The 20453-nt window shown below is 59.6% G+C and carries 18 protein-coding genes; 11 read left to right on the plus strand and 7 right to left on the minus strand.

Annotated features, from left to right (window positions below):
* Positions 1-167: 167 nt before the first annotated feature.
* A complete protein-coding gene (locus tag GLP52_RS08700) occupies positions 168-1613 on the minus strand; it encodes an aminotransferase class V-fold PLP-dependent enzyme (RefSeq protein WP_237272182.1) in 1446 nt (481 codons plus the stop codon).
* A gap of 102 nt (positions 1614-1715) precedes the next feature.
* Here GLP52_RS08700 and GLP52_RS08705 point away from each other — a divergent pair, with 102 nt between their 5' ends.
* Positions 1716-2189, plus strand: a complete 474-nt coding sequence (locus GLP52_RS08705) for an Lrp/AsnC family transcriptional regulator (protein ID WP_093733487.1) — start codon at positions 1716-1718, stop codon at positions 2187-2189.
* A gap of 184 nt (positions 2190-2373) precedes the next feature.
* Here GLP52_RS08705 and GLP52_RS08710 read toward each other — a convergent pair whose 3' ends face one another.
* Genes GLP52_RS08710 through GLP52_RS08720 form a run of 3 tightly spaced genes read right to left on the minus strand, consistent with a single transcriptional unit; the run spans position 2374 to position 5334 of the window.
* The gene (locus GLP52_RS08710; RefSeq protein WP_237273510.1) at positions 2374-3486 is read right to left on the minus strand and encodes a C4-dicarboxylate TRAP transporter substrate-binding protein; all 1113 of its coding nucleotides are present in this window, start codon (positions 3484-3486) and stop codon (positions 2374-2376) included.
* A gap of 28 nt (positions 3487-3514) precedes the next feature.
* Positions 3515-4825: a TRAP transporter large permease gene (locus GLP52_RS08715; protein ID WP_237272184.1), complete on the minus strand. Its 1311-nt coding sequence runs from the start codon at positions 4823-4825 to the stop codon at positions 3515-3517.
* Positions 4822-5334 (minus strand): TRAP transporter small permease, encoded by a 513-nt coding sequence (locus tag GLP52_RS08720; RefSeq protein ID WP_167354541.1) that lies wholly within the window; start codon positions 5332-5334, stop codon positions 4822-4824. Before GLP52_RS08720 ends, GLP52_RS08715 begins: the two co-directional genes overlap by 4 nt.
* A gap of 132 nt (positions 5335-5466) precedes the next feature.
* On the opposite strand from GLP52_RS08720, the gene GLP52_RS08725 reads away from it, so the two are divergent.
* The 5 genes from GLP52_RS08725 (at position 5467) to GLP52_RS08745 (ending at position 11012) form a co-directional block, all read left to right on the plus strand.
* Positions 5467-6363, plus strand: coding sequence for a LysR family transcriptional regulator (locus GLP52_RS08725; RefSeq protein ID WP_167354540.1), 897 nt, complete (start codon positions 5467-5469; stop codon positions 6361-6363).
* A 71-nt stretch (positions 6364-6434) separates the two neighbouring features.
* Complete coding sequence (locus GLP52_RS08730; protein ID WP_167354539.1) at positions 6435-7205, plus strand: alpha/beta hydrolase; 771 nt, start codon at positions 6435-6437, stop codon at positions 7203-7205.
* 122 nt (positions 7206-7327) lie between these two features.
* Positions 7328-7834: a 2Fe-2S iron-sulfur cluster-binding protein gene (locus tag GLP52_RS08735; protein ID WP_093733482.1), complete on the plus strand. Its 507-nt coding sequence runs from the start codon at positions 7328-7330 to the stop codon at positions 7832-7834.
* A complete protein-coding gene (locus tag GLP52_RS08740) occupies positions 7831-8805 on the plus strand; it encodes an FAD binding domain-containing protein (RefSeq protein ID WP_237272186.1) in 975 nt (324 codons plus the stop codon). Before GLP52_RS08735 ends, GLP52_RS08740 begins: the two co-directional genes overlap by 4 nt.
* The gene (locus tag GLP52_RS08745; protein ID WP_237272187.1) at positions 8802-11012 is read left to right on the plus strand and encodes a xanthine dehydrogenase family protein molybdopterin-binding subunit; all 2211 of its coding nucleotides are present in this window, start codon (positions 8802-8804) and stop codon (positions 11010-11012) included. The genes GLP52_RS08740 and GLP52_RS08745 overlap by 4 nt, the downstream gene beginning before the upstream one ends.
* A gap of 142 nt (positions 11013-11154) precedes the next feature.
* On the opposite strand, the gene speB is transcribed toward GLP52_RS08745, so the two are convergent.
* Positions 11155-12111, minus strand: coding sequence for an agmatinase (speB, locus tag GLP52_RS08750; RefSeq protein ID WP_237272188.1), 957 nt, complete (start codon positions 12109-12111; stop codon positions 11155-11157).
* A gap of 231 nt (positions 12112-12342) precedes the next feature.
* On the opposite strand from speB, the gene GLP52_RS08755 reads away from it, so the two are divergent.
* Positions 12343-12783 carry a PACE efflux transporter gene (locus tag GLP52_RS08755; protein ID WP_093733478.1) on the plus strand — a complete coding sequence of 147 codons (441 nt, stop codon included), beginning with the start codon at positions 12343-12345 and terminating at the stop codon, positions 12781-12783.
* 21 nt (positions 12784-12804) lie between these two features.
* Here the strand turns inward: GLP52_RS08755 and GLP52_RS08760 are convergent, their stop codons facing one another.
* Entirely contained in the window at positions 12805-13260 is a 456-nt protein-coding gene (locus GLP52_RS08760; RefSeq protein ID WP_093733477.1) for an Lrp/AsnC family transcriptional regulator, read from the minus strand.
* A 118-nt stretch (positions 13261-13378) separates the two neighbouring features.
* On the opposite strand from GLP52_RS08760, the gene doeA reads away from it, so the two are divergent.
* The 4 genes from doeA (at position 13379) to GLP52_RS08780 (ending at position 18700) form a co-directional block, all read left to right on the plus strand.
* Entirely contained in the window at positions 13379-14554 is a 1176-nt protein-coding gene (doeA, locus tag GLP52_RS08765; protein ID WP_093733476.1) for an ectoine hydrolase DoeA, read from the plus strand.
* Between the two features lie 4 nt (positions 14555-14558).
* Complete coding sequence (gene doeB, locus GLP52_RS08770) at positions 14559-15551, plus strand: N(2)-acetyl-L-2,4-diaminobutanoate deacetylase DoeB (RefSeq protein WP_237272189.1); 993 nt, start codon at positions 14559-14561, stop codon at positions 15549-15551.
* Between the two features lie 27 nt (positions 15552-15578).
* Positions 15579-16952 (plus strand): aspartate aminotransferase family protein, encoded by a 1374-nt coding sequence (locus GLP52_RS08775; protein ID WP_237272190.1) that lies wholly within the window; start codon positions 15579-15581, stop codon positions 16950-16952.
* Positions 16953-17092: 140 nt separating this feature from the next.
* Positions 17093-18700, plus strand: coding sequence for a class I adenylate-forming enzyme family protein (locus tag GLP52_RS08780; protein ID WP_237272191.1), 1608 nt, complete (start codon positions 17093-17095; stop codon positions 18698-18700).
* A gap of 65 nt (positions 18701-18765) precedes the next feature.
* Here the strand turns inward: GLP52_RS08780 and nhaC are convergent, their stop codons facing one another.
* Entirely contained in the window at positions 18766-20259 is a 1494-nt protein-coding gene (nhaC, locus tag GLP52_RS08785) for a Na+/H+ antiporter NhaC (RefSeq protein ID WP_237272192.1), read from the minus strand.
* Between the last annotated feature and the right edge of the window lie 194 nt (positions 20260-20453).

Below are 20453 nucleotides of genomic sequence, written 5' to 3' on the forward strand. Positions count from 1 at the left end.
CACCTCGTTAACTCTTTATTCAGCGACTATTGACTAGAAATTGTGTCTAATCAATTATTTATTAGCCACCGGTGCGTCTGGGTTTGGTTAAACGTTGCCGCAACTATCACAGCGGGAAGTTTGCCATGATTTCGCGCTAAGCGGGTGAGTATTCGACCGACACTGACTTACCCAGCGAGCTGTAAGTTTGGGGTGAAGCGCGCGGTCGACGCCTCTACCGCGTAGGCCTCTGTAAAGACTTCTGGATCGCGCGCGATACAGGACACGGCATCGGTGATAAATTCCACTTTGGCGTCGTCCATCAGGACCGAGAATGCAAGCCTGGTCCAGCCGGGTTTGGCGACTTCGTTGCCAGATGCAATTTCCGCACGCAGCTGATCAGATTGTGCCCGGTCGATCCCCAGCAAGCGGTGTGCATAAGGACCGGCACAGGCACATCCGCCGCGGGCTTGAATGCCAAAATGATCAGAGAGGATGCGACAGACCAGTTGCGGGTGCACGACACTCCCGTATCGGTCGCGGACCATGAAAGAAAAAATGGGCAAGGCCGTGGCATCGACCGTACCCAGAATAGTCAGCCCCGGCACGTTTCGCCACGCCGTCAAAGCTTTGCGCCGATGCGCGCTCAGGGTCGCTGCCATATGCGCCTCGCCGATTGCCTCTTTCACAATAAAACACAGTGCCGCGCGGATATCGCCGATGACATTGGGCGTGCCGGCTTCTTCTCGTGCGACCACATCGGCAGCATAATCCTGCCCCCAGGGGGATACAAAGCGCACTGTGCCGCCACCCGGGCTGGTCGGCCGGGCGCGCTTGACTGCATCGCGGCGCAAGATCAGCACGCCAGAAGCCCCCGGCCCCCCGATGAATTTATGCGGCGACACGACGACCGCATCCATCCCCATCCCCATATCAATGGGCAGATACGGCCCTGCCCCCGCATAATCCCAGACGCTCATCGCGCCGCTTCGCTTGAGCAAACGGGTGATCGCGGCGACATCGCTGACAATGCCCGTGACGTTCGATGCGGCCGAAAAACTTCCAATCACGGACCGGTCGGCATGGGCCGCGAGCCGTGCCGCCAGATCATCCATATCGGGCCCGCCAGCAGCGGCTTCGGCGATCTCTATGACCTCTGCGCCGGATTCGCGCCATGGCAAGATGTTGGAGTGATGCTCATAAGGTCCAATCAGCACCAGCGGGCGCTTTCCCTCGGCCAGCATCGCATCGACCCCAAGCAAAGCGGCCAGCTTTGTCAGTCCAGCTGTGGCCCCGGCCCCGGCAAAGATAACCGCATGATCCGTGTCCGCGCCACACGCCTGCGCCACAACGCGTCGGGCTTGCGCCCGCAAACGGTTCATATGTCGGCCGCAGTAAGACGCTTCGGTATGCGCGTTGGAATAATAGGGAAGCACATCCTTGGCGATCCGGTCTTCAAGCTGCTTTAGCGCCCGCCCGGAGGCGACATAATCTGCATAGATCAAAGGGTTGGGGCCGCGTGGCCCAGGGACCATCATGCCCTCTCCTATCAAGCCAGAGCGCAGATCGGGTATGATGTCGCCAGCAGTTATCTCGTGGCGAAAGCTGTCAAAGAGCTCGGGCGTCTCGGTCATGGGTCAATCCTTCTATCTTGCCGTAAGTTAAAGTGACAATGACATGAGAAGCTGCAATAAACTTACCCTATTACCACCAACTTTGCCAGGTTTTTCGTTCAAATGACCCAACAGCCAGCCCCAAAGCTCGACCGGATCGATGCCGCGATTTTGCGCGTGCTCCAAAAAGATGCGTCGCTGTCGCAACGTGACGTCGCTGATCGGGTGGGGCTGTCGCAGAATGCGTGCTGGCGTCGCATCGTCCGCTTACGGGAAACGGGGGTCATCACCGGCCAAACGCTGCGGCTGGATCATGAGCGGATCGGGCTGGGATTAACGGTTTTTGTCATGCTGCGCACACGGGATCACTCTCCGGAATGGCTCGAGACCTTTCGCAAGACGGTCCTTGGGATCGAGAACATCATTGACGTGTTTCGGATCGCCGGAGATTACGATTACATGCTGAAAATCGTCGCGCAGAACATGAATGATTTTGATCGCATCTATCAGCGATTGATCGCAGGGGCCGCGCTAGAAACAGTTACATCCTGCATCGCCATGGAAGCCATCGCCGATCGGCGCGACCTGCCGGTCTGACGCGGCCCAAAGGCGCATTGCGCGTTAAAAAGAAGGGCGTTCGGCGCAGCTCTTTGCACCATCGGCAAGGTCCCGCATACAAAACAGGCCGCGGCACAATAGCCGCGGCCTGTAGGGTCCAACGCGTCCGGTTGTTAGTCGGCAATACCGCCTCCGCGTAACCGAACGACGCGATGATTAGCAGTTACTGCATGCCGTAGTTTGCACGGTCCAGCTTGTCGTAGATCTCTGCTTTGGCCAATGCTGCCAATGCGTCCGTCTCGCTGTGCTCCACATCCGCCAGCAGATCGGCCCAGCGATCAACGATGCGCTTATAGTCTTCCAGCAGCGCTTCGGGGTTCTCGATGCCGCGGCCCTTGGCGTTCTCGATCAGGACGGCCTCGTCGGCGATCACAAATTCCGCCAGCGCATCCGTCAAAGCCTGATCAGGTTCAAACACCTCCATGCCGCCTTCTTTGGCCGCGGAAACCGCTTTTTCAACATCTTTGTCAAACTCGACCCGGTGCTGCGCAAGGTAGTATGCCATCTGGTCAAACAATACGCCGCGCGACTCTTCCGACAGGCCTTGCCAGAACGCAGGGTTATAGCCCCATTCGAAACCGGCATAATAGTTACCGACGGCCAACGTATTCATGTGCGTGACCACATCCGAAAGCGAGAAGGAATCCAACGCATCCGCAGCCGCAACCGCACAATCAAGCGATCCTGTGTCGAGGCCAGTGTACATCTCGCTTGACGGGATAGACACGGGTACCGCGCCCACATGTTCGGCAAAGCGTGACCAGGCACCGCCCGCCATGCGCAGACGCTTGCCCTGAATATCCTCGTAGGTAGCGACAGGCGTGTTGCACATCATGTAGTATTGCGAAGTCGAATATCCGCCGCCGAAAACGACGCCATTCTCTTTCCACTCGGCCAGTGCGGCCTCGTTGGTGAGGCCGAATTCGGTCGAGGCAAAGGCCATGACCATCGGATCGGTGTTATAGAAAGCAAAGTTGCCGATCAGGTTGGCAACGGGCAGTTCGGACGGGGTGTAGGTGCCCGCGTGATAGGTCACTTGTGCCACGCCATCGCGCACGCCTTGCAAGGATGCGGCCGGCGGCAGAAGCGATCCACCGGCGAAAACGGTAAAGTTCACGTCCCCGTTGGTTTCCTCGGCCACGCGCTTGGCGAACTCGACATAGGGGCCGCGCACCATCGAATGGCGTTCGGCAAAGAAGTGGTTGGCGTTTTGCGCGATGGCAGCAGTGCCAAGGCCACAGGCCGCGAGGGCCAAAAGGGATGTCTTCAGTTTCATATTGTCGTCTCCTCCGGTTGAAAAGTTTTCACTGCGCCATGAGCGAGGGCAGGAATAGGCTGATCGCGGGAAAGGCGATCAAGATGAACAGGGTTAAAATATCCATAGCGATGAACCACGTGGTGCCCGAGATGATGTCGCTGAGCTTGACCTCGCCCGATAGCGCGCTGTGTAGGACGTAAAGGTTCAGCCCAACGGGTGGCGTCACAAGGCCGATTTCAAGCAGTTTGATGCAGATGATGCCGAACCAGATCAGGTTGATGTCAGCGGCCTCTAGCACCGGCAGAAGGATCGGCAGCGTCAGCAGGATCAGACCGATGGAATCGATCACCATGCCCAGAATGATGAACAGCGCAGCGATCATCAGGATAATAACGATCTGATTATCCGAAACGGCCAGCATCATGTCGGTCAGCGCCCGTGGCACACCTGACAGCCCCATGAAACGGGTGAACATCACCGCTCCAATGGACAGAAAGAAGATCGAAGACGTCGCCAACGTCGTCTGACGGATCGCCTCGGCCAGTGCTTTGCGCGTCAGTGAACGACGCAACAGCGCGACGGTTGCAGCCAGAAACGCCCCGACGGCCCCTGCCTCGGTCGGCGTGAAAAACCCACCAAAGATGCCACCTAAAATGCCCAGAACCAACACAGGAAACGGCCAGACCGACCACAACAGGCGCAGCAGTTTCTTGCGGTCAATCCGCTCTACTACGGGTGGCGCAAGCGCAGGTGTCACCGTGGCACGCACGGTAATCATCGCCATATAAACAAACGCTGATAGCACGCCGGGAATAACACCTGCGATAAACAGCTGGCCGATCGATTGCTCGGTGAAGATGCCGTAAAGCACCATCAGGATCGATGGCGGAATGAGCGAACCAAGCGTCCCAGACGCCGCGACGACGCCGGTGGCCAGCGACGGGTGGTAGTTTGCCCGCAGCATCTCGGGCACGGCGATTTTCGACATGGCAGCAGTCGTCGCGATGGACGACCCAGAGGCCGCGGCGAACAGGCCACAGGCACCGACGCTCGCCGATGCCAATCCGCCCGGCACCCGCGCCAACAAAACGCGCAGCAGATCAAACGCGCCCGCCGTCAGGCCGGTATTGGCCGCGATAAAGCCCATAAACAGAAACATCGGGATCGCTGTCAGCGACCAGTCGCCGATCAGGTTAAACGGCATCGCACTCACGATCCCAAGTGCGGCTTGCAGGTTGAACATGACGGTGATGCCGACAAAGGACACCGCCATAAGCGCCGTGCCGATGGACATCCGAAAGGCCAGCAGGCCGAACAGGCTACCGACGCCGATCCATCCGATCAAAAGGTTGCTCATGACATGTTCCCATCAAGTTGAGATTGCGTGACGGGCTGCCCGCGCAGCACAAGGATGGCGCGAAGAAAAGCCGCGAGACTGGCAAGGCCGAAGCCAAGCGGCAACACCATGCGTGACGGCCAGACGATGACCTCGCGCCCGCCCATGACCACCTCTCCGACGCGCAGCGCCCGCGCGGCATCAAGCCCCGTACGCCATGTCATCACCGCAAGGATCGCCGCTGCGGCAAGGCAACTTAGTACCAAGGCCAGCTTCTGAAGCCAGCTGGGAAAGTGATTGAATAAAAGATCGACCGAGATCTGCTGGTCCTGCATTTCAACAAAGGCCATCGGCAGCATCACCAGCGCGATCATATAATAATAGGAAGACATCTCGACGGTGCCTTGGATCGGCGCATTCCACACCAGTTTCGCGACGACATCGGCCACGATATTCAGCATCATCGCGATGACCCCGAAGCCGCCAATAAACATCAGCGATGCGCATAATTTGTTGAATAGTGTCAGCATCGGGCCTCCTCCCCATACCAAAACGGGGACCAAGCCCGTCATTCCGCCTCAACCTCTCCGCTCAGGGGGCGGTTGACAAATAGCGATGATTGATCGAGTGATAACGAAACGCGATCACCCGGGAACATGCGCATGACCGACACCAAGAAACCCACCCGGCTCGACCTGCGGCATCTGCGATATGCTTTGGCCGTGGCGGACGCCAGCGGGTTTCGCGCAGCCGCCGAGACGCTCAATATCGCGCAGCCCGCCATTTCGAAAGCCGTGAAAGACACTGAAATCGATTTGGGGTTCCGTATCTTTGACCGCAGCGGCCCGCGCGTTCTGCCCACGCCCGAGGGGGCCGTCTTTCTTGAGGATGCGCGCCAGACGGTGGCCCAGTTCGAACGAACCATCCGCGCCTCGCGCCAGAATGCGGCCGGCGCACGGGGGCATATCATCGTCGGGTATTCGGCGCTTGCCACCTCGCGGCAAATCTCTGAAGCGCTGGATGCTTTCCACCGCAGCGTGCCGGGTGTGCAAGTCGAGATGCATGTCATGTCTACCGATAACATGCTGAAAAACCTGAAATCTGGCGTGATCGATCTTGGTTTCCTGCTGTCTCATCCCACCGTCGGCGCGCCGGGGATCGACCAGATGCCGGTTTGGCGCTCGCGCATTGGTGTGGTCGCCCCCGCCGGAGAAGCCCCCGAACGGGTCGAAGACCTAACAGGCGTGCCCTTTGTCATGGGGCTGCGCGAAAACTGGCGGTCTTGGCGCGCCCTTCTCGACAGCGCGTGTGATCGGGCGCGGCTTAGCCCCGTGGTGGTGGACGAGGCATGGGACGTACAGGTGATCTTGCAGCGCGTGGCCGAGCGGCGCGGCGTGACGCTGTTCCCCACGAGCATGGCCGATAGTCTGCCCGCCGCGCTGGAATTGACACCGGTCGAGGGGCTGGATGCAGAAGCGACGATCGCAATGGCATGGAGCATCAAGGCAGATACCGGCTTGCTGCGGCAGTTTCGCGGTCACTTCCCCCCGCTGGGTTGATCGCTTTCGGTTATCGCGCGATATCGCGAGTCTATTTGCGTAACCGCCCCATAACGCGATTTTATGGCAGCATGAAACAGATGCCGATTGCCCCATTCGACCTGCCCCAAGCGCAGCCTTTTCTCCTTGAGGGCAGCGATATCGGCTTTCTCTTTTTTCACGGCTTCACCAGCACGCCGCAAAGCGTGCGCGAAGTCGCCCTAGCTGTGCACGCGGCAAGCGGTGCGACGGTGTCTTGCCCATTGCTCGCAGGGCATGGCAAAGACCCGGCAGCCTTGGCGCAGACCGGCCAAAGCGATTGGGTCGGCTCTGCCGAAGCGGCTCTTGAAACGCTATCGGCGCGTTGTGCGCGGGTGATCGTCGGGGGGCTTTCCCTAGGCGCAACCCTGTCTCTTAATCTTGCCGCGCGTATGCCCGACAAGATACATGGCGTGGTCAGCATCAATGGCTCTACCGGGCTGTACCGCCCCGAAGTGGTCGCCCCGCTTTATGAGCCTCAGGGGGCGGCGTTCATCAGCGGCATCGGTTCGGATATTGCCGAACCGGGCACCACCGAAATCTGCTACGACCGCATCCCGCGTGAAACCCTGAAAGAGCGTTTCCTTCTTACCAATGCCACCGGTGCGCTGCTGCCACTGATCCGCCAGCCCATTTTGATCTTGCAATCGCGCCGCGATAACGTCGTTGATCCGCAAAATGCACCGCGTATCGCGACCTCGGTGGCGTCTAGCGATATCCAGCTTGGCTGGCTCGAGCGATCCTACCATGTTGCGACATTAGATTATGACCGCGGCCTGATCGCCGAACGGATCACCGAATTTTTGCGGCGTTGCACAGCCTGAGAAAGCCGCAATCCACGCGATTATACCGCCGCCGCCTACACAGATCCGCCATCAGGGCGGAACCCTGACCCGCTGACCGGGGTTCTATTCCCTAGATGTCATCGGACAAAGGGCCCCCTCTCATGCGAACCACACTGACTGTTAACGGCAAAGACCATAGTCTTGATGCAGACCCCCGCACCTCGCTGCTGGATGCGCTGCGCAATCACCTGAACCTCACCGGCACCAAAAAAGGCTGCGATCACGGACAGTGCGGGGCCTGCACGGTCATGATAAACGGACGCCGCATCAATTCATGCCTCAGCCTTGCCTGCATGCATGACGGCGACGAGATCACCACGATCGAGGGGTTGGGCGACGAACACAACCTGTCGGACATGCAGCAGAATTTCGTGAAACACGACGGGTTCCAATGCGGTTATTGCACCCCGGGTCAAATCTGTTCAGCCACCGCCATGCTCGAAGAGTTCAAAGCCGGCTGGCCCTCCAATGTTTCGGGCAGCCTTACCGCATCGCCCGAGCTGACCGATGCCGAAATATCAGAGCGGATGTCAGGAAATATCTGCCGCTGCGCCGCCTACCCCAATATCGTCGATGCAATCCGCGAAACCGCGGAGGAGAAGTCATGAAGCAGTTCGACTATATCCGTGCCAGTGCCAACAGCGATGTCACCCGCACCCCTGACGCGACAATCATCGCGGGCGGGACCAACTTGCTGGACCTCATGAAGCTAGAGGTGATGACGCCTGACAAACTTGTCGACATCTCGCGGCTGGACCTGAAACAGATCACTCCCACGCGCGACGGCGGGCTGCGCATCGGCGCTTTGGTCACGAACTCTGACCTCGCGGCGGATATGACGGTTCGCGAAGACTATGCCGCACTGTCGTCGGCCCTGTTGGCCGGTGCGTCGGGTCAGCTGCGCAACAAGGCGACCACCGGCGGCAACCTATTACAACGGACCCGCTGCTATTATTTCTATGACACCGACCAACCATGCAACAAACGCGAGCCAGGTTCAGGCTGCGGCGCGATGGAGGGGGCGAACCGGCTTCATGCGATCCTTGGCGTCACCGACAAATGCATAGCCAGCCATCCCAGTGATATGGCCGTCGCGATGCAAATGCTGGGGGCCGAAATCGAGATCGAGGGCACGGATGGTGCCTCTCGCACGGTGCCGCTGTCCGAATTCTACCTGATCCCCACCGATCCCGCAGTTGAAACAGTTTTGCAATCGGGTGAACTGATCACCGCCGTCACTTTGCCCGCCCCTGCGGAGGGGAACCAGACGTATCGCAAAGTACGCGATCGCGCATCCTACGCGTTTGCCATGGTATCAGTCGCGGCGCGGATCGAGGTGTCGGAAGGCAAAATTACCCAAGCCGCAATCGCCTGTGGTGGCATTGGATCCATGCCGTGGCGCGACCCGGCGGTCGAAGAGGCGCTCGTCGGGCAAGAGCCTTCGGCCACCTTGTTCAGCAAGGCCGCCGATATTCTGGTGGCAGATGCAGCACCCAAAGACGGCAACGCATTCAAAGTGCCACTGGCACGGCGCACGTTGATCGCCACACTCAAGGAACTGACGGGGGTACAGCAATGACCGACGGTAGCAACATCTCGACCGCCGAACTGACGATGAACGAACCCGACGACCGCAATCGGCTGGATGCCACGGTTCAAGGGTTGATCCACACCGGCATGGACCGTCCCGACGGCCCGCTCAAAGTCTCTGGCCGCGCCACTTATGCGCACGAAGACCAACCGGCGGACATGATGACCGGCGTGCTTGTCCGCGCGCCTGCTGCAGGTGGGCAGATCACCGGAATGAACGCGGAAGCCGTGCGCAAGCTTGACGGTGTGCGCGACGTGTTTCACGGCAAGACCTTCCTGCGCAACCCTGCCCAAGGCACCGCAAACGAGGCCCCTGTCCAGCCGGATGGCAAGATTTCCTATATCGGGCAACCCGTCGCGCTGGTTGTGGCCGATACCTTTGAACAGGCCCGTCACGCTGCCCATATGATCGAGCTTCAAATCACGCCCGAGGATGCCGTGACCGATCTTGATGTGGCAGAAATTGAAACGCCGAAGGACAAGCAATCGTCCCAAGGCGATCTGGATGCCGCGCTGTCAGATGCCGCCTATACCGTGGATGAAACCTATCGCACCAGCGGTCACAATTCGTCTGCGATGGAACCCCATGCCGCGATTGCCCAGTGGGATGGCGGCAAGCTGACCCTGCGCGGGTCGTATCAGATGCTCAAATACAATGTGAATGAACTGGCCGACGCGCTTGGAGTCGACGCTGAAAATGTGCATATTCTGGCGCCCTACGTCGGTGGTGGGTTTGGCTCGAAACTAGGAATTAGCCACGAGGCAGTCGCCGCGGCCCATGCCGCACGTGAACTTGGGGCCCCCGTAGCGGTTGTGCTAAGTCGCCAACAAGTGCTCGAGGCCACGATGCGCCGGTCCGAGACGGTTCAGCACATCAAACTAGCTGCGGACGCCGATGGGCGGATGACCGGTATCGGCCATGATTCCACCGTCTCGCAATTGTTGGATGAAAGCTTTGCAGAGCCGGTGTCGCAGGCAACGCCTTTCCTTTATCGCGGCGAAAACCGTGAAATCGGGATGCATATCAAACGGATCAACCGCATGTGTGCCGGCTCTGTTCGTGCACCGGGCGAGGCGGTGGGTATCACCGCGCTCGAGATTGCGATGGACGAGCTGGCAGACGTGAGCGGCATCGATCCGGTCGAACTGCGTAAACGCAACATTCCTGATGTGGACCCTTCGGACGGGCGCGAATTCTCGTCCCACAAACTGGCCGAGGCACTGGACGACGGGGCCAAGACCTTTGGCTGGGCCGACCGCGAGGCCGGCAAAACAGACGGAGAGTGGTTGATCGGCTACGGCATGTCTTCGGCCACGCGGGTCAACATGCTGGGCGAAAGCCACGCGCGTGTCACGCTGAACGAAGACGGCAGCCTGCTGGTCGAAACCGATATGACTGACATTGGCACCGGCACCTATGCGATCCTGACCCAGATCGCCGGCGAGATGCTGGGCGTGCCGGCGGACCGTGTAACGGTACGCTTGGGCGACAGCAGCTTGCCCAAAGCCGCCGGTTCAGGGGGCAGTTGGGGTGCCGCATCATCGGGCGGGTCAGTCTTTGTTGCATGCGAGGCGCTGCGCAAAAAGATTGCCGAGACCATGGGCGTAGAAGAACGCGACCTGACCCTGCAAGACGGTGTTGCCACCGCCAACAACCGCCGCGCCGATTTGCCAGAATTCACCAAGAACGGCCCCCTCACCGTCGAAGGCACAATCAACAAGGGTGATACCCAGACCGACCGTCGCCAAGCAACCTTTGGCGCATTCTTTGCAGAGGTCGGTGTGAACAGCGTCACCGGCGAAACACGTGTGCGCAGGATGCACGGCAGCTTTGCCGCAGGGCGCATCCTGAATGCCAAGACGGCGCGGTCTCAATGTCTAGGCGGCATGACCTTTGGCATCGGTATGGCGCTGACCGAAGAGCTGATGTTCGACAAGCGCGACGGCCATTTGGTGAACAATGATCTGGCTGAATACCACGTGCCTGTGAACCTTGATGTGCCTCAGCTTACAGTCAACTTCGTGCAGGAACGCGACCCTTGGGCTAATCCGATGCAGGCTAAAGGCATCGGCGAGCTTGGCATCTGTGGCGCAGGGGCGTCGATCATCAACGCAATCTACGATGCCTGCGGCGTCCGTGTGCGCGATTTGCCCGCGACGATGGACAAAATTCTGCCGGGTCTACCCGATATGTAAGGCTGCGTGCGCAAACCCCAACCGAACCGGCGCGGCTATGCCGCTGCGCCGGTGTCCGGCAGAACGCTGACGGTAGGGCCGCCCAGCTTGAGGATGACGTCGTCTGCGTCACCCTCCGGCGTCTCTTTCTGCCCGATGGCGTCTACCTACCCTGCGGAACCCCCGGCAGTGCACATAGCATTTCATACAGATAACTGGCCGCGATCATTGCCGTATTGCCCGCCGGATCATAGGGCGGAGAGACTTCAACCAGATCACAGCCCACCAAATTTAGTCCCGCCGTCCCGCGGATGATTTCCAGCCCCTGCATCGTGGTTAACCCACCCACCTCGACCGTGCCTGTACCGGGGGCGAACGCGGGATCAAGGCTGTCGATATCAAAGGTCAGATAGACCGGCGCGTCCTCGATCTTGGCGCGGATATCCGCCATCATGGGCGTCAGCGATTTGTGCCAGCATTCTTCGGCCTGAATACAGGTCCAGCCCTGTTGCCGCCCCCAATCGAAATCATCCTTACTATAGCCGGTACCCCGCAGACCAATCTGGAACACCTTGTCGTTTTGCAGACAGCCTTCCTCCCACGCGCGTCGGAACGGGCAGCCGTGAGCCTCTTTCTCGCCGAACATTTCATCGTTGGTATCCGAATGGGCATCCACATGGATCAGCGCGACAGGCCCGTGTTTTTCAGCGACCGCCCGCAAGATTGGCCAGCTGAGCGTGTGATCCCCGCCCAGTGTCAGCGGGATCACCCCATGGGACAGGACCTCGCGGTAGTGATCCGCGATAATGGCCACGGTTTTCTTGAGGTCAAAAAGGTTGATCGGCACGTCACCGATATCCGCCACCTGAAGATGTTCGAACGGGGCCGCACCGGTCGCCATGTTGTAGGGGCGGATCATGCGGCTTTCGTCGCGTATCTGGCGGGGGCCTAGCCGCGTCCCGGGACGGTTCGAGGTGCCAATATCCATTGGGATGCCCAGAAAACAGGCATCCAGCCCCGCCGCCGTTTCTGCCATCGGCAAGCGCATCATGGTCGCAGGCCCACCCGTGCGTGGCATGGAATTCCCGCTAAGCGGCTGATTATATGCTGGTTTGTTCATCGTCCCATTCCTTTTGGCTCTGGCATGGTACTTGGCGCACAGACCAATTCACGCGTCCCCGTTTGCATGCAGCTTCGCAGCTTTATCCGCAAAGCCAAGCAGCTTTCCGCGGCAACGCCCCCCATGCCTCTTGCAAACCGCGCCCGGCTTTGCCACCTATGGTACCGAGAGGACGACCTCCCCTGAATGGAAAATTGCCGGGACGACCCGGCCCTTCACCGAGGTATACCCATGCGCTCCGCATTAGACCGTCTTCGCCACGCCCTCAGTTTTGAAATCATCGCGCTGATCCTTGTGATCCCCGCTGGTGCGATCCTGTTTGACGTACCCTTACATGACTTTGGTGTCGTGGGCATTGTCAGCGCCACGCTCGCGACGCTTTGGAACCTTGGCTATAACGTGCTTTTTGACTTGGCCTTGCAACGGCTGACGGGAACCACCCTGAAATCGCGCATCGTCCGGGTGCTGCACGCGCTGGCATTCGAGGCGGGGCTGCTGGTGGTGCTGCTGCCGTTCATCGCTTGGTATCTGGGCATCAGCCTGTGGGATGCCTTCGTGCTGGATATCGCATTGGCGGCTTTTTATATCGTTTATGCCTATGTCTTTAACTTGATCTACGACACGCTCTTTCCGCTGCCGGAATGGGCGCAAGAGCAGGCAGAAAGCACCTAGCCTGCCACGGCGTCGTGGTGATCAGACCGGCAGCGTGAAAGACGCCTTGATCCGGTCCATCACCACGGTGGTTTTGAACCCTTTGATATCCGGGTTGTTATAGAAAAAATCGCGGGTGAACGCCTCGTAATCCTGCATGTCCTTGGCGCTGACGATCAACATAAAGTCGGTCTCTCCCGTCACGTAATAGGCGCTCATCACCTCTGCCCGCTCACGCACCGCCCGTTTGAACCTGTCAATGATATCAGAGCGTTCCCGCGCCAGCTCCACCGCGATGAGCATGGTCAGCGGGCGCCCCACCGCTTCGGGCGATACGACGGCAATATCGGCCTCGATCGCCTTGGTGGCCCGCAGCCGCGCGAGCCGCCGCTGGATCGACGTTTGCGACAACCCCACCAGTTCTGAAAGACGCGCGCTGGTCAGCAGATTGTCACGCTGCACGTGATGCAGGATTTTCCGGTCTATCGCGTCAATCATCCTGAATTCCCCATATTTTCCAAAAGTTTGCAGCTTTTACCCACGTGACGTTGATATTCGCATAAATGCGGAGGCCGAAAAAGCTAAACTCGCACAATACCCTGGCAGGATTTCCCACATGATTGACCATTCTTTTACGCAGCCCGAATATGCAGCACGTCTGGCAAAAACACGCGCCGAAATGGCCACCCGCGGGCTGGACGCACTGTTTGTCACCGATCCGTCAAATATGGCGTGGTTGGCGGGCTATGACGGGTGGTCGTTCTACGTGCATCAGGGCGTGCTGCTCACCCACGAGGGCCAGCCTGTCTGGTGGGGCCGCGCGATGGACAGTGCAGGTGCCCAGCGCACCACCTATCTGGATGATGACAATATCGTCGGCTACGACGACACCTATGTCCAGAACCCCGACAAACACCCGATGGAGGATCTGGCCCGCCTGATCGCCGCCCGCGGGCTAGAAAACGCCCGTATCGGGTTCGAACTGGACAATTATTATTTCACCGCCTCTGCGTTTCTGACGCTGCAAACACGGCTACCGGGCGTCAACATTCAGAACGCCACCGCGCTGGTGAACTGGCAACGCGCCGTCAAATCCCCCACTGAACTGGAATACATGCGCCGCGCCGCCCGGATCGTTGAACGGATGCACGAGGTAATTCGCGAAAAGGCCGAAGTCGGCATGCGCAAGAACGATCTGATCGCGGATATCTACCACGCCTCTGTCAGCGGTGCCCACGGGCACTGGGGCGACTACCCCGCTTGCGTGCCCATGACGCCCTCCGGTCTGGATGCCACCGCGCCGCATATCACATGGGATGACGCCCCCCTGCGGAATAACGAAGGCACGTTCTTTGAAATCGCAGGGGCGCACCGGCGCTACCAATGCCCGCAGTCGCGCACCTTGTTTCTGGGCAAACCGCCACAAAAGTATCTGGATGCGGAAAATGCCGTTCTCGAGGCAATTGACGCGGGGCTAGAACAAGCCAAACCAGGCAACCGCTGCGAAGACATCGCCCGCGCCTTCAACACCAACCTGCGCAAACGCGGGTTCGAGAAAGACAGCCGTTGCGGGTATGCGATCGGGTTGTCTTATCCGCCCGATTGGGGCGAACGCACCATGTCCTTCCGCGCGGGCGACACCACAGTGCTTGAACCGGGGATGACCTTTCACTTTATGCCAGCGCTGTGGCTGGACGACGGCGGCATCGAGATCACGGAACCTATCGTCATCACCGAAACGGGTGCCGACTGTCTGTGCACCACCCCGCGTGCGCTTATGATCAAGGAATAGCGCCATGCGAGACAATCCAATCTCGGCCACCATCGATTTTGAAGGCACGGGCGTGCAGCACGGCTATTTGCGTCTGCCCTATAGCCGTAACGACAGTGCTTGGGGGGCGATCCAAATTCCGGTGACCCAAGTGAAAAACGGCGACGGCCCCTCTGCCCTGCTAACCGGCGGCAACCACGGCGACGAATACGAAGGCCCGTTGGCCTTGGTCGAGCTTGCCCAGACCTTGCAGGCCAAGGACGTCACGGGTCGCGTGATCATCATCCCGTTCATGAACCAGCCTGCCTTTGCGGCCGGCACACGCGTGTCTCCGCTCGACGGGGTGAACATGAACCGCAGCTTTCCCGGTCGTCCCGATGGCACGCCCACGCAGAAGATCGCGGATTACTTTCAACGGGTGCTGCTGCCGATGGCGGATGTCGTGCTTGATTTTCACTCGGGTGGCAAAACGCTTGATTTTCTGCCCTTCGCTGCCTGCCACACGCTGGAAGATGCGGACCAGCAGGCCCGCTGCCGCGCCGCGCGCGATGCGTTCAACGCGCCGTTCAGCGTCGAGATGCGCGAGATCGACGCGCTAGGCATGTACGACGATGCGGCAGAAGCTATGGGCAAGACTTTCGTCACCACCGAAATGGGCGGCGGTGGCACCGCCACGCCTGAAACAGCACAGATCGCTCGGAAAGGGGTGCGTAACCTGTTGATCCACGCCGGTATCCTTGAGGGGCGGCCCGTCACCGCCCCATCACGCGTCCTGTCTCAAGACGACGACCGCTGCTTTCATGTCACCAATCAAGGTGGGCTCGTCGACTTCAACGTCACCCTTGGGCAAACCGTAGCCGAAGGCGACCTGATTGCACGTCTGTGGGACGGCCAACTCACCGGTGCCCCCCCGCGCGAGATCCGCGCCCAGATGGGGGGCATCGTGATCGCCCGCCATCACCCCGGACTGGCACAGCCGGGCGATTGCCTTGCCGTGCTGGCCACCGAACTCACCTAAAACTCTCCTAAACAGAAAGCCTGACCTATGCTTCGCAATGATGATCAACTCGCCACATGGGACCGCGAAAACTTTTTCCATCCCTCTACGCATCTGGCACAGCATGCGCGGGGTGAATCCGCGACGTGGGTGATCAAAGGGGCGTCGGGCGTCCATATTGAGGACCGCGATGGCAACCGGATGCTGGACGCCTTTGCCGGGCTTTATTGCGTGAACGCAGGCTATGGCCGGACCGAAGTAGCCGACGCCATCGCCGAACAGGCGCACCAACTGGCCTATTACCACTCCTATGTGGGCCACGGCACCGAGACCTCGATCACGCTGGCCAAGATGATCATGGACCGCGCACCGGCGCATATGTCCAAGGTCTATTTCGGTCTGTCAGGCTCGGACGCGAACGAGACGAACATCAAGCTCGTCTGGTACTACAACAACATCCTTGGCCGCCCGCAGAAAAAGAAAATCATCTCGCGCTGGCGCGGCTATCACGGGTCGGGGCTGATGACCGGCTCGCTGACCGGCCTGTCACTGTTCCACGACAAATTCGACCTGCCGATGAACCCCGTGATCCACACGGACGCCCCCTATTACTATCGTCGCAAGGACCGCACCCAGTCCGAAGCCGAGTTTACCGCGCAATGCGCCAACGCGCTTGAGGCGCTGATCCAGGCCGAAGGGCCGGACACCATCGCGGCCTTTATCGGGGAACCCGTATTGGGCACCGGCGGCATCGTGCCCCCGCCCGCCGGATACTGGGACGCAATCCAAGAGGTGTTGAACCGCCACGACATCCTGCTGATCGCGGATGAGGTCGTGACTGGCTTTGGCCGTCTGGGAACGATGTTCGGGTCCGATCACTATGGGCTGAAACCCGATCTGATCACCATCGCCAAGGGACTGACATCGGCCTATGCACCGTTGTCAGGCTCCATCGTATCGGACCGGATGTGGAAGGTGCTGGAACAGGGCACGGACGAGAACGGCCCCATTGGTCACGGCTGGACCTATTCGGCGCATCCCATTTGTGCGGCGGCGGGTGTCGCCAACCTCAAGCTGATCGACGACCTGAACCTTGTGAGCAACGCCGCCGAGGTGGGCGGATATCTGAACGCCTCGATGAAAGAGGCGCTTGGCGATCATCCGAATGTGGGGGACATCCGTGGCGAAGGGCTGCTTTGCGCGGTGGAATATGTGGCCGACAAGGCAGACGCCACGCCGCTTGACCCTGCACGCAAGGTGGGCGCTGCGATCTCTGCCGCGATGCTCGAACGCGGCGTGATCGCGCGTGCTATGCCCCAAGGCGACATTACCGGCTTTGCGCCCCCCTTCTGTATCTCCCGCGAAGAGGTCGATACCGTCGTCGCCACAACCACCGACGCGGTGAAAACTGTGCTGGGATAAGCGTCTCGGTTCGCCTTGTTTCGCAGGGCGAACCGCCCGTTGGAAAGGGTTACCCTATAAGGGCGCTAACACCGCTCTTGCCCGTTGCAGCCCCTGATCGTTTGCGCAATGACTAACCCCAAGCTACGGGAGGAGCGCAGATGCCACATTGGTCACAGGCGATCACGGATCGCATACAAACAGAAACCCATTTCGACGGTCGCGAGATCAAGTGCTTTAAGGATCGCCCCGCTGACCTGAACGCCATGCTCGCCGCGGCCCTTGCCCGCGCCCCCGATCAAGAGGCCGTGGTCAGCGGCGACACCAGACTGACCTATACCGAGCTTGACCTGCACGTGGGCCGCATCGCCGCAGGGCTGCGCGCGCGTGGGGTCGAAAAGGGCGACCGCGTTGCGCTGCTGCTGTCGAACCGCTGGGAATTCATCGCGACCATGATGGGCTGTCTGCGGCTCGGTGCGATTGCCGTACCGATCAACATCCGCGAAGGCACGCCAGAGCTGGCGTTTATCTTGCGACAATGCGGTGCCAAGATCGCCGTGCATGGCACGGATGTCGCCGACCGCCTGCCCGCGCCCGCCGATCTGCCCGCTCTGACCCACCGCTTTTGTGTTGGCGGCACCGCAGCCGGAACTGACGTTTTTGACACGCTCCCCGCCGAGGCACCGCTGACCGACGCCGTGCCACTGCACGAGGACGATATCGCGGTGATCCTCTACACCTCCGGCACCACAGGCCAGCCCAAGGGCGCGACACTGACCCATCTTAACATTGCCCATTCGGCGATGCATTTTGAACTTTGCATGGAACTGGGCGCGCGCGAACGCTCCCTCCTCTGTGTGCCTGCGAGCCACGTGACCGGCCTTGTTGCCACCGTCTTTACCATGCTCCAAACCGCTGGCTGCACCGTGATGATGGAGCACTTTGGCGCACATGAATTCCTGTCGCTAACCGCAGATGAAAAAGTCACGCAGACGCTGATGGTGCCGGCGATGTACAACCTCTTTCTGCTGCGCTGCAATGTCGAGGACTACGACCTGCAACACTGGCGGATCGGGGGCTACGGCGGCGCACCGATGCCGCAATCCACCATCAGTGAACTGTCGGAAAAGCTGCCGAACCTCTGCCTGATGAATGCCTATGGCGCGACCGAGCTTACCTCTGCCGTATCGATCCTGCCTATGGGTTTCGGCACCAAACGCGCGGACAGTATCGGCATCGCCGTGCCCTGCGCCGACATCCGTATCGTTGACAGGCAAGGCAATGACGTGCCTGACGGCACCCACGGAGAGCTTTGGATCAAGGGCGCGATGACCGTGCCCGGCTATTGGGATAACCCTGACCGCACTGCTAGCGAGTTTCACGACGGCTACTGGAAGAGCGGCGACATGGGGTCACGCGATGCCGAGGGGTTCATCTGCCTGCACGACCGTCGTAAGGATATGATCATTCGCGGCGGCTATAACATCTACAGCGCCGAGGTCGAAAACGCCCTGACCGCCCACCCGTCCGTGATCGAATGTGCCGCCATCGGCTGCCCTGATCCGGTGCTGGGGGAAAAGATGCATGTGTTCATCCACACCACGGATACCGCGCTGGATCTTGACGCGATCAAGGCTTTCGCACGCACAAAGATGGCGGACTACAAAGCCCCCGATTTCGCGACGTTCGAACCCGATCCCCTGCCGCGCAATGCTAATGGCAAGATCGTCAAGAACACGCTTCGTGATAGGCTGAAGGCGCAGGCCTGAGGGCATAAAGAAAGCCGCAGCGCACATTGGCGCTGCGGCTTTCATCTGTGTCGGTTCAGGCGCGATCAGGTCGCGGCCGGTTGCTCGTAGGCCAGTTCATGGTCGCCAAGGTCCATGATGTCTTCACCGGATTTTTCCCACTCTGCCCGATCCTCGTCCGTCGCTTTGGGAGAGAACAGACCGGTCACCGCATAGAACACGCCGATCAACGGTGCGGTCCAGCAGGCAAAGGCCAGCGGGATATACAGCAGGTTGGTCAGGTTACCATCCATCACACCCAGCCCCAGCGCCGAGATCACAAAGGCACCACCGGCGTTCCAAGGGATCAGCGGGCTCATCAACGTGCCGCCCTCTTCGACCGCACGGCTCAGGTTCAGGGTCGAATACCCCATCCCACGGTACAAGGGCGCATACATACGACCCGGCAGCGCAATCGAGATATAAGGATCACCCGCCACCATGTTGGTCGCAAATGCCGTCCCGATGGCCGAACTTTGAACCGCGCCGAAGCTTTTCACGCGGCTGACGATCGCCATAATAATCGCCTCGAGGCAGCCGGTACGTTCCAGCGCACCGCCAAAACCCAAGGCAATCAACATCAGCGAGATGGTCCACATCATCGACTGGATGCCGCCCGCGTTCAGCAGGCTGTCGATGTCGGCGATGCCAGTGTCGATAGAATAGCCCGACTGCGCAAAGGCAAACACGTCATGCAGACCGGCACCCTGCCAAAAGATCGCGACCAGCCCACCGGCCAGCACACCCGCAAACAGCGACGGCAGTGGCGGCTTTTTCATCAACGCCAGCACAATCACGATCAACGCAGGTGTCAGCGGGATGATCCCTAGGCTGAACCGTTCTTCCAGACCGGTCGTGATCGCATTGATGCTGCTTACATCGCCAACGCCCTCTTCGATCAGCATGAAGCCAACCACAATATAGATCACCAGCGCGATAATCATTGCAGGCACAGTGGTGGGCAGCATGTTCTTGATGTGGTCGAAGACGTTCGTGCCCGTTACCGCAGGGGCAAGGTTCGTCGTATCCGACAGCGGTGACACCTTATCTCCAAAGAATGCGCCCGATACCACAGCACCTGCGGTCCAATAGGCCGGAATACCAAAGCCCGCACCAATGCCCATCAACGCCAGTCCGATGGTCCCGACCGTGCCCCAGCTGGTCCCCAACGACAGCGACACCACGGCACACAAGATCATGGCGGCTGCCAAAAAGATCGACGGCGTCAGCAACGTCAGCCCATAGTATATCAACGTCGGCACCGTGCCCGACGCGATCCATACACCGACGATCATGCCCACCACGATCAACACCGCAAGCGACGGCATCGACACGTGGATCACGTGAAACACGCCCTCGCGGATGTCCATCCACGTCTGCCCGCGAAACACACCAAGCAGGGACGTAATGGCCAATCCGAGGATCAGCGGAATATGCGGCGTGAAATCGCCGTAATAGAAGAGTTGCAGCGCCAAAAGCCCAAGCGTCAGAACGACGGGCAGCAGCGCCAGCGGGAGCGATGGAAGATCTTTATTGTCCATTTTGTCCTCGTTTTTATTGTCTTATTTACTTTTACACACACAGATTCCCCTTAAGGTGGCATTGCAGCCCTGTGATGCCAACCAATCTTATTCTAGGGCGTCTGATTGAAATTTCAGGCAATTTTCCGCTGTTATTTGAAGGCGCTAAATAAAATTGGCCCTCTGTCCCGCTGGAAATTTGGAATTACAGATGG

Source organism: Sulfitobacter sp. M22 (assembly GCF_021736025.1).
GTDB lineage: Bacteria > Pseudomonadota > Alphaproteobacteria > Rhodobacterales > Rhodobacteraceae > Sulfitobacter > Sulfitobacter litoralis.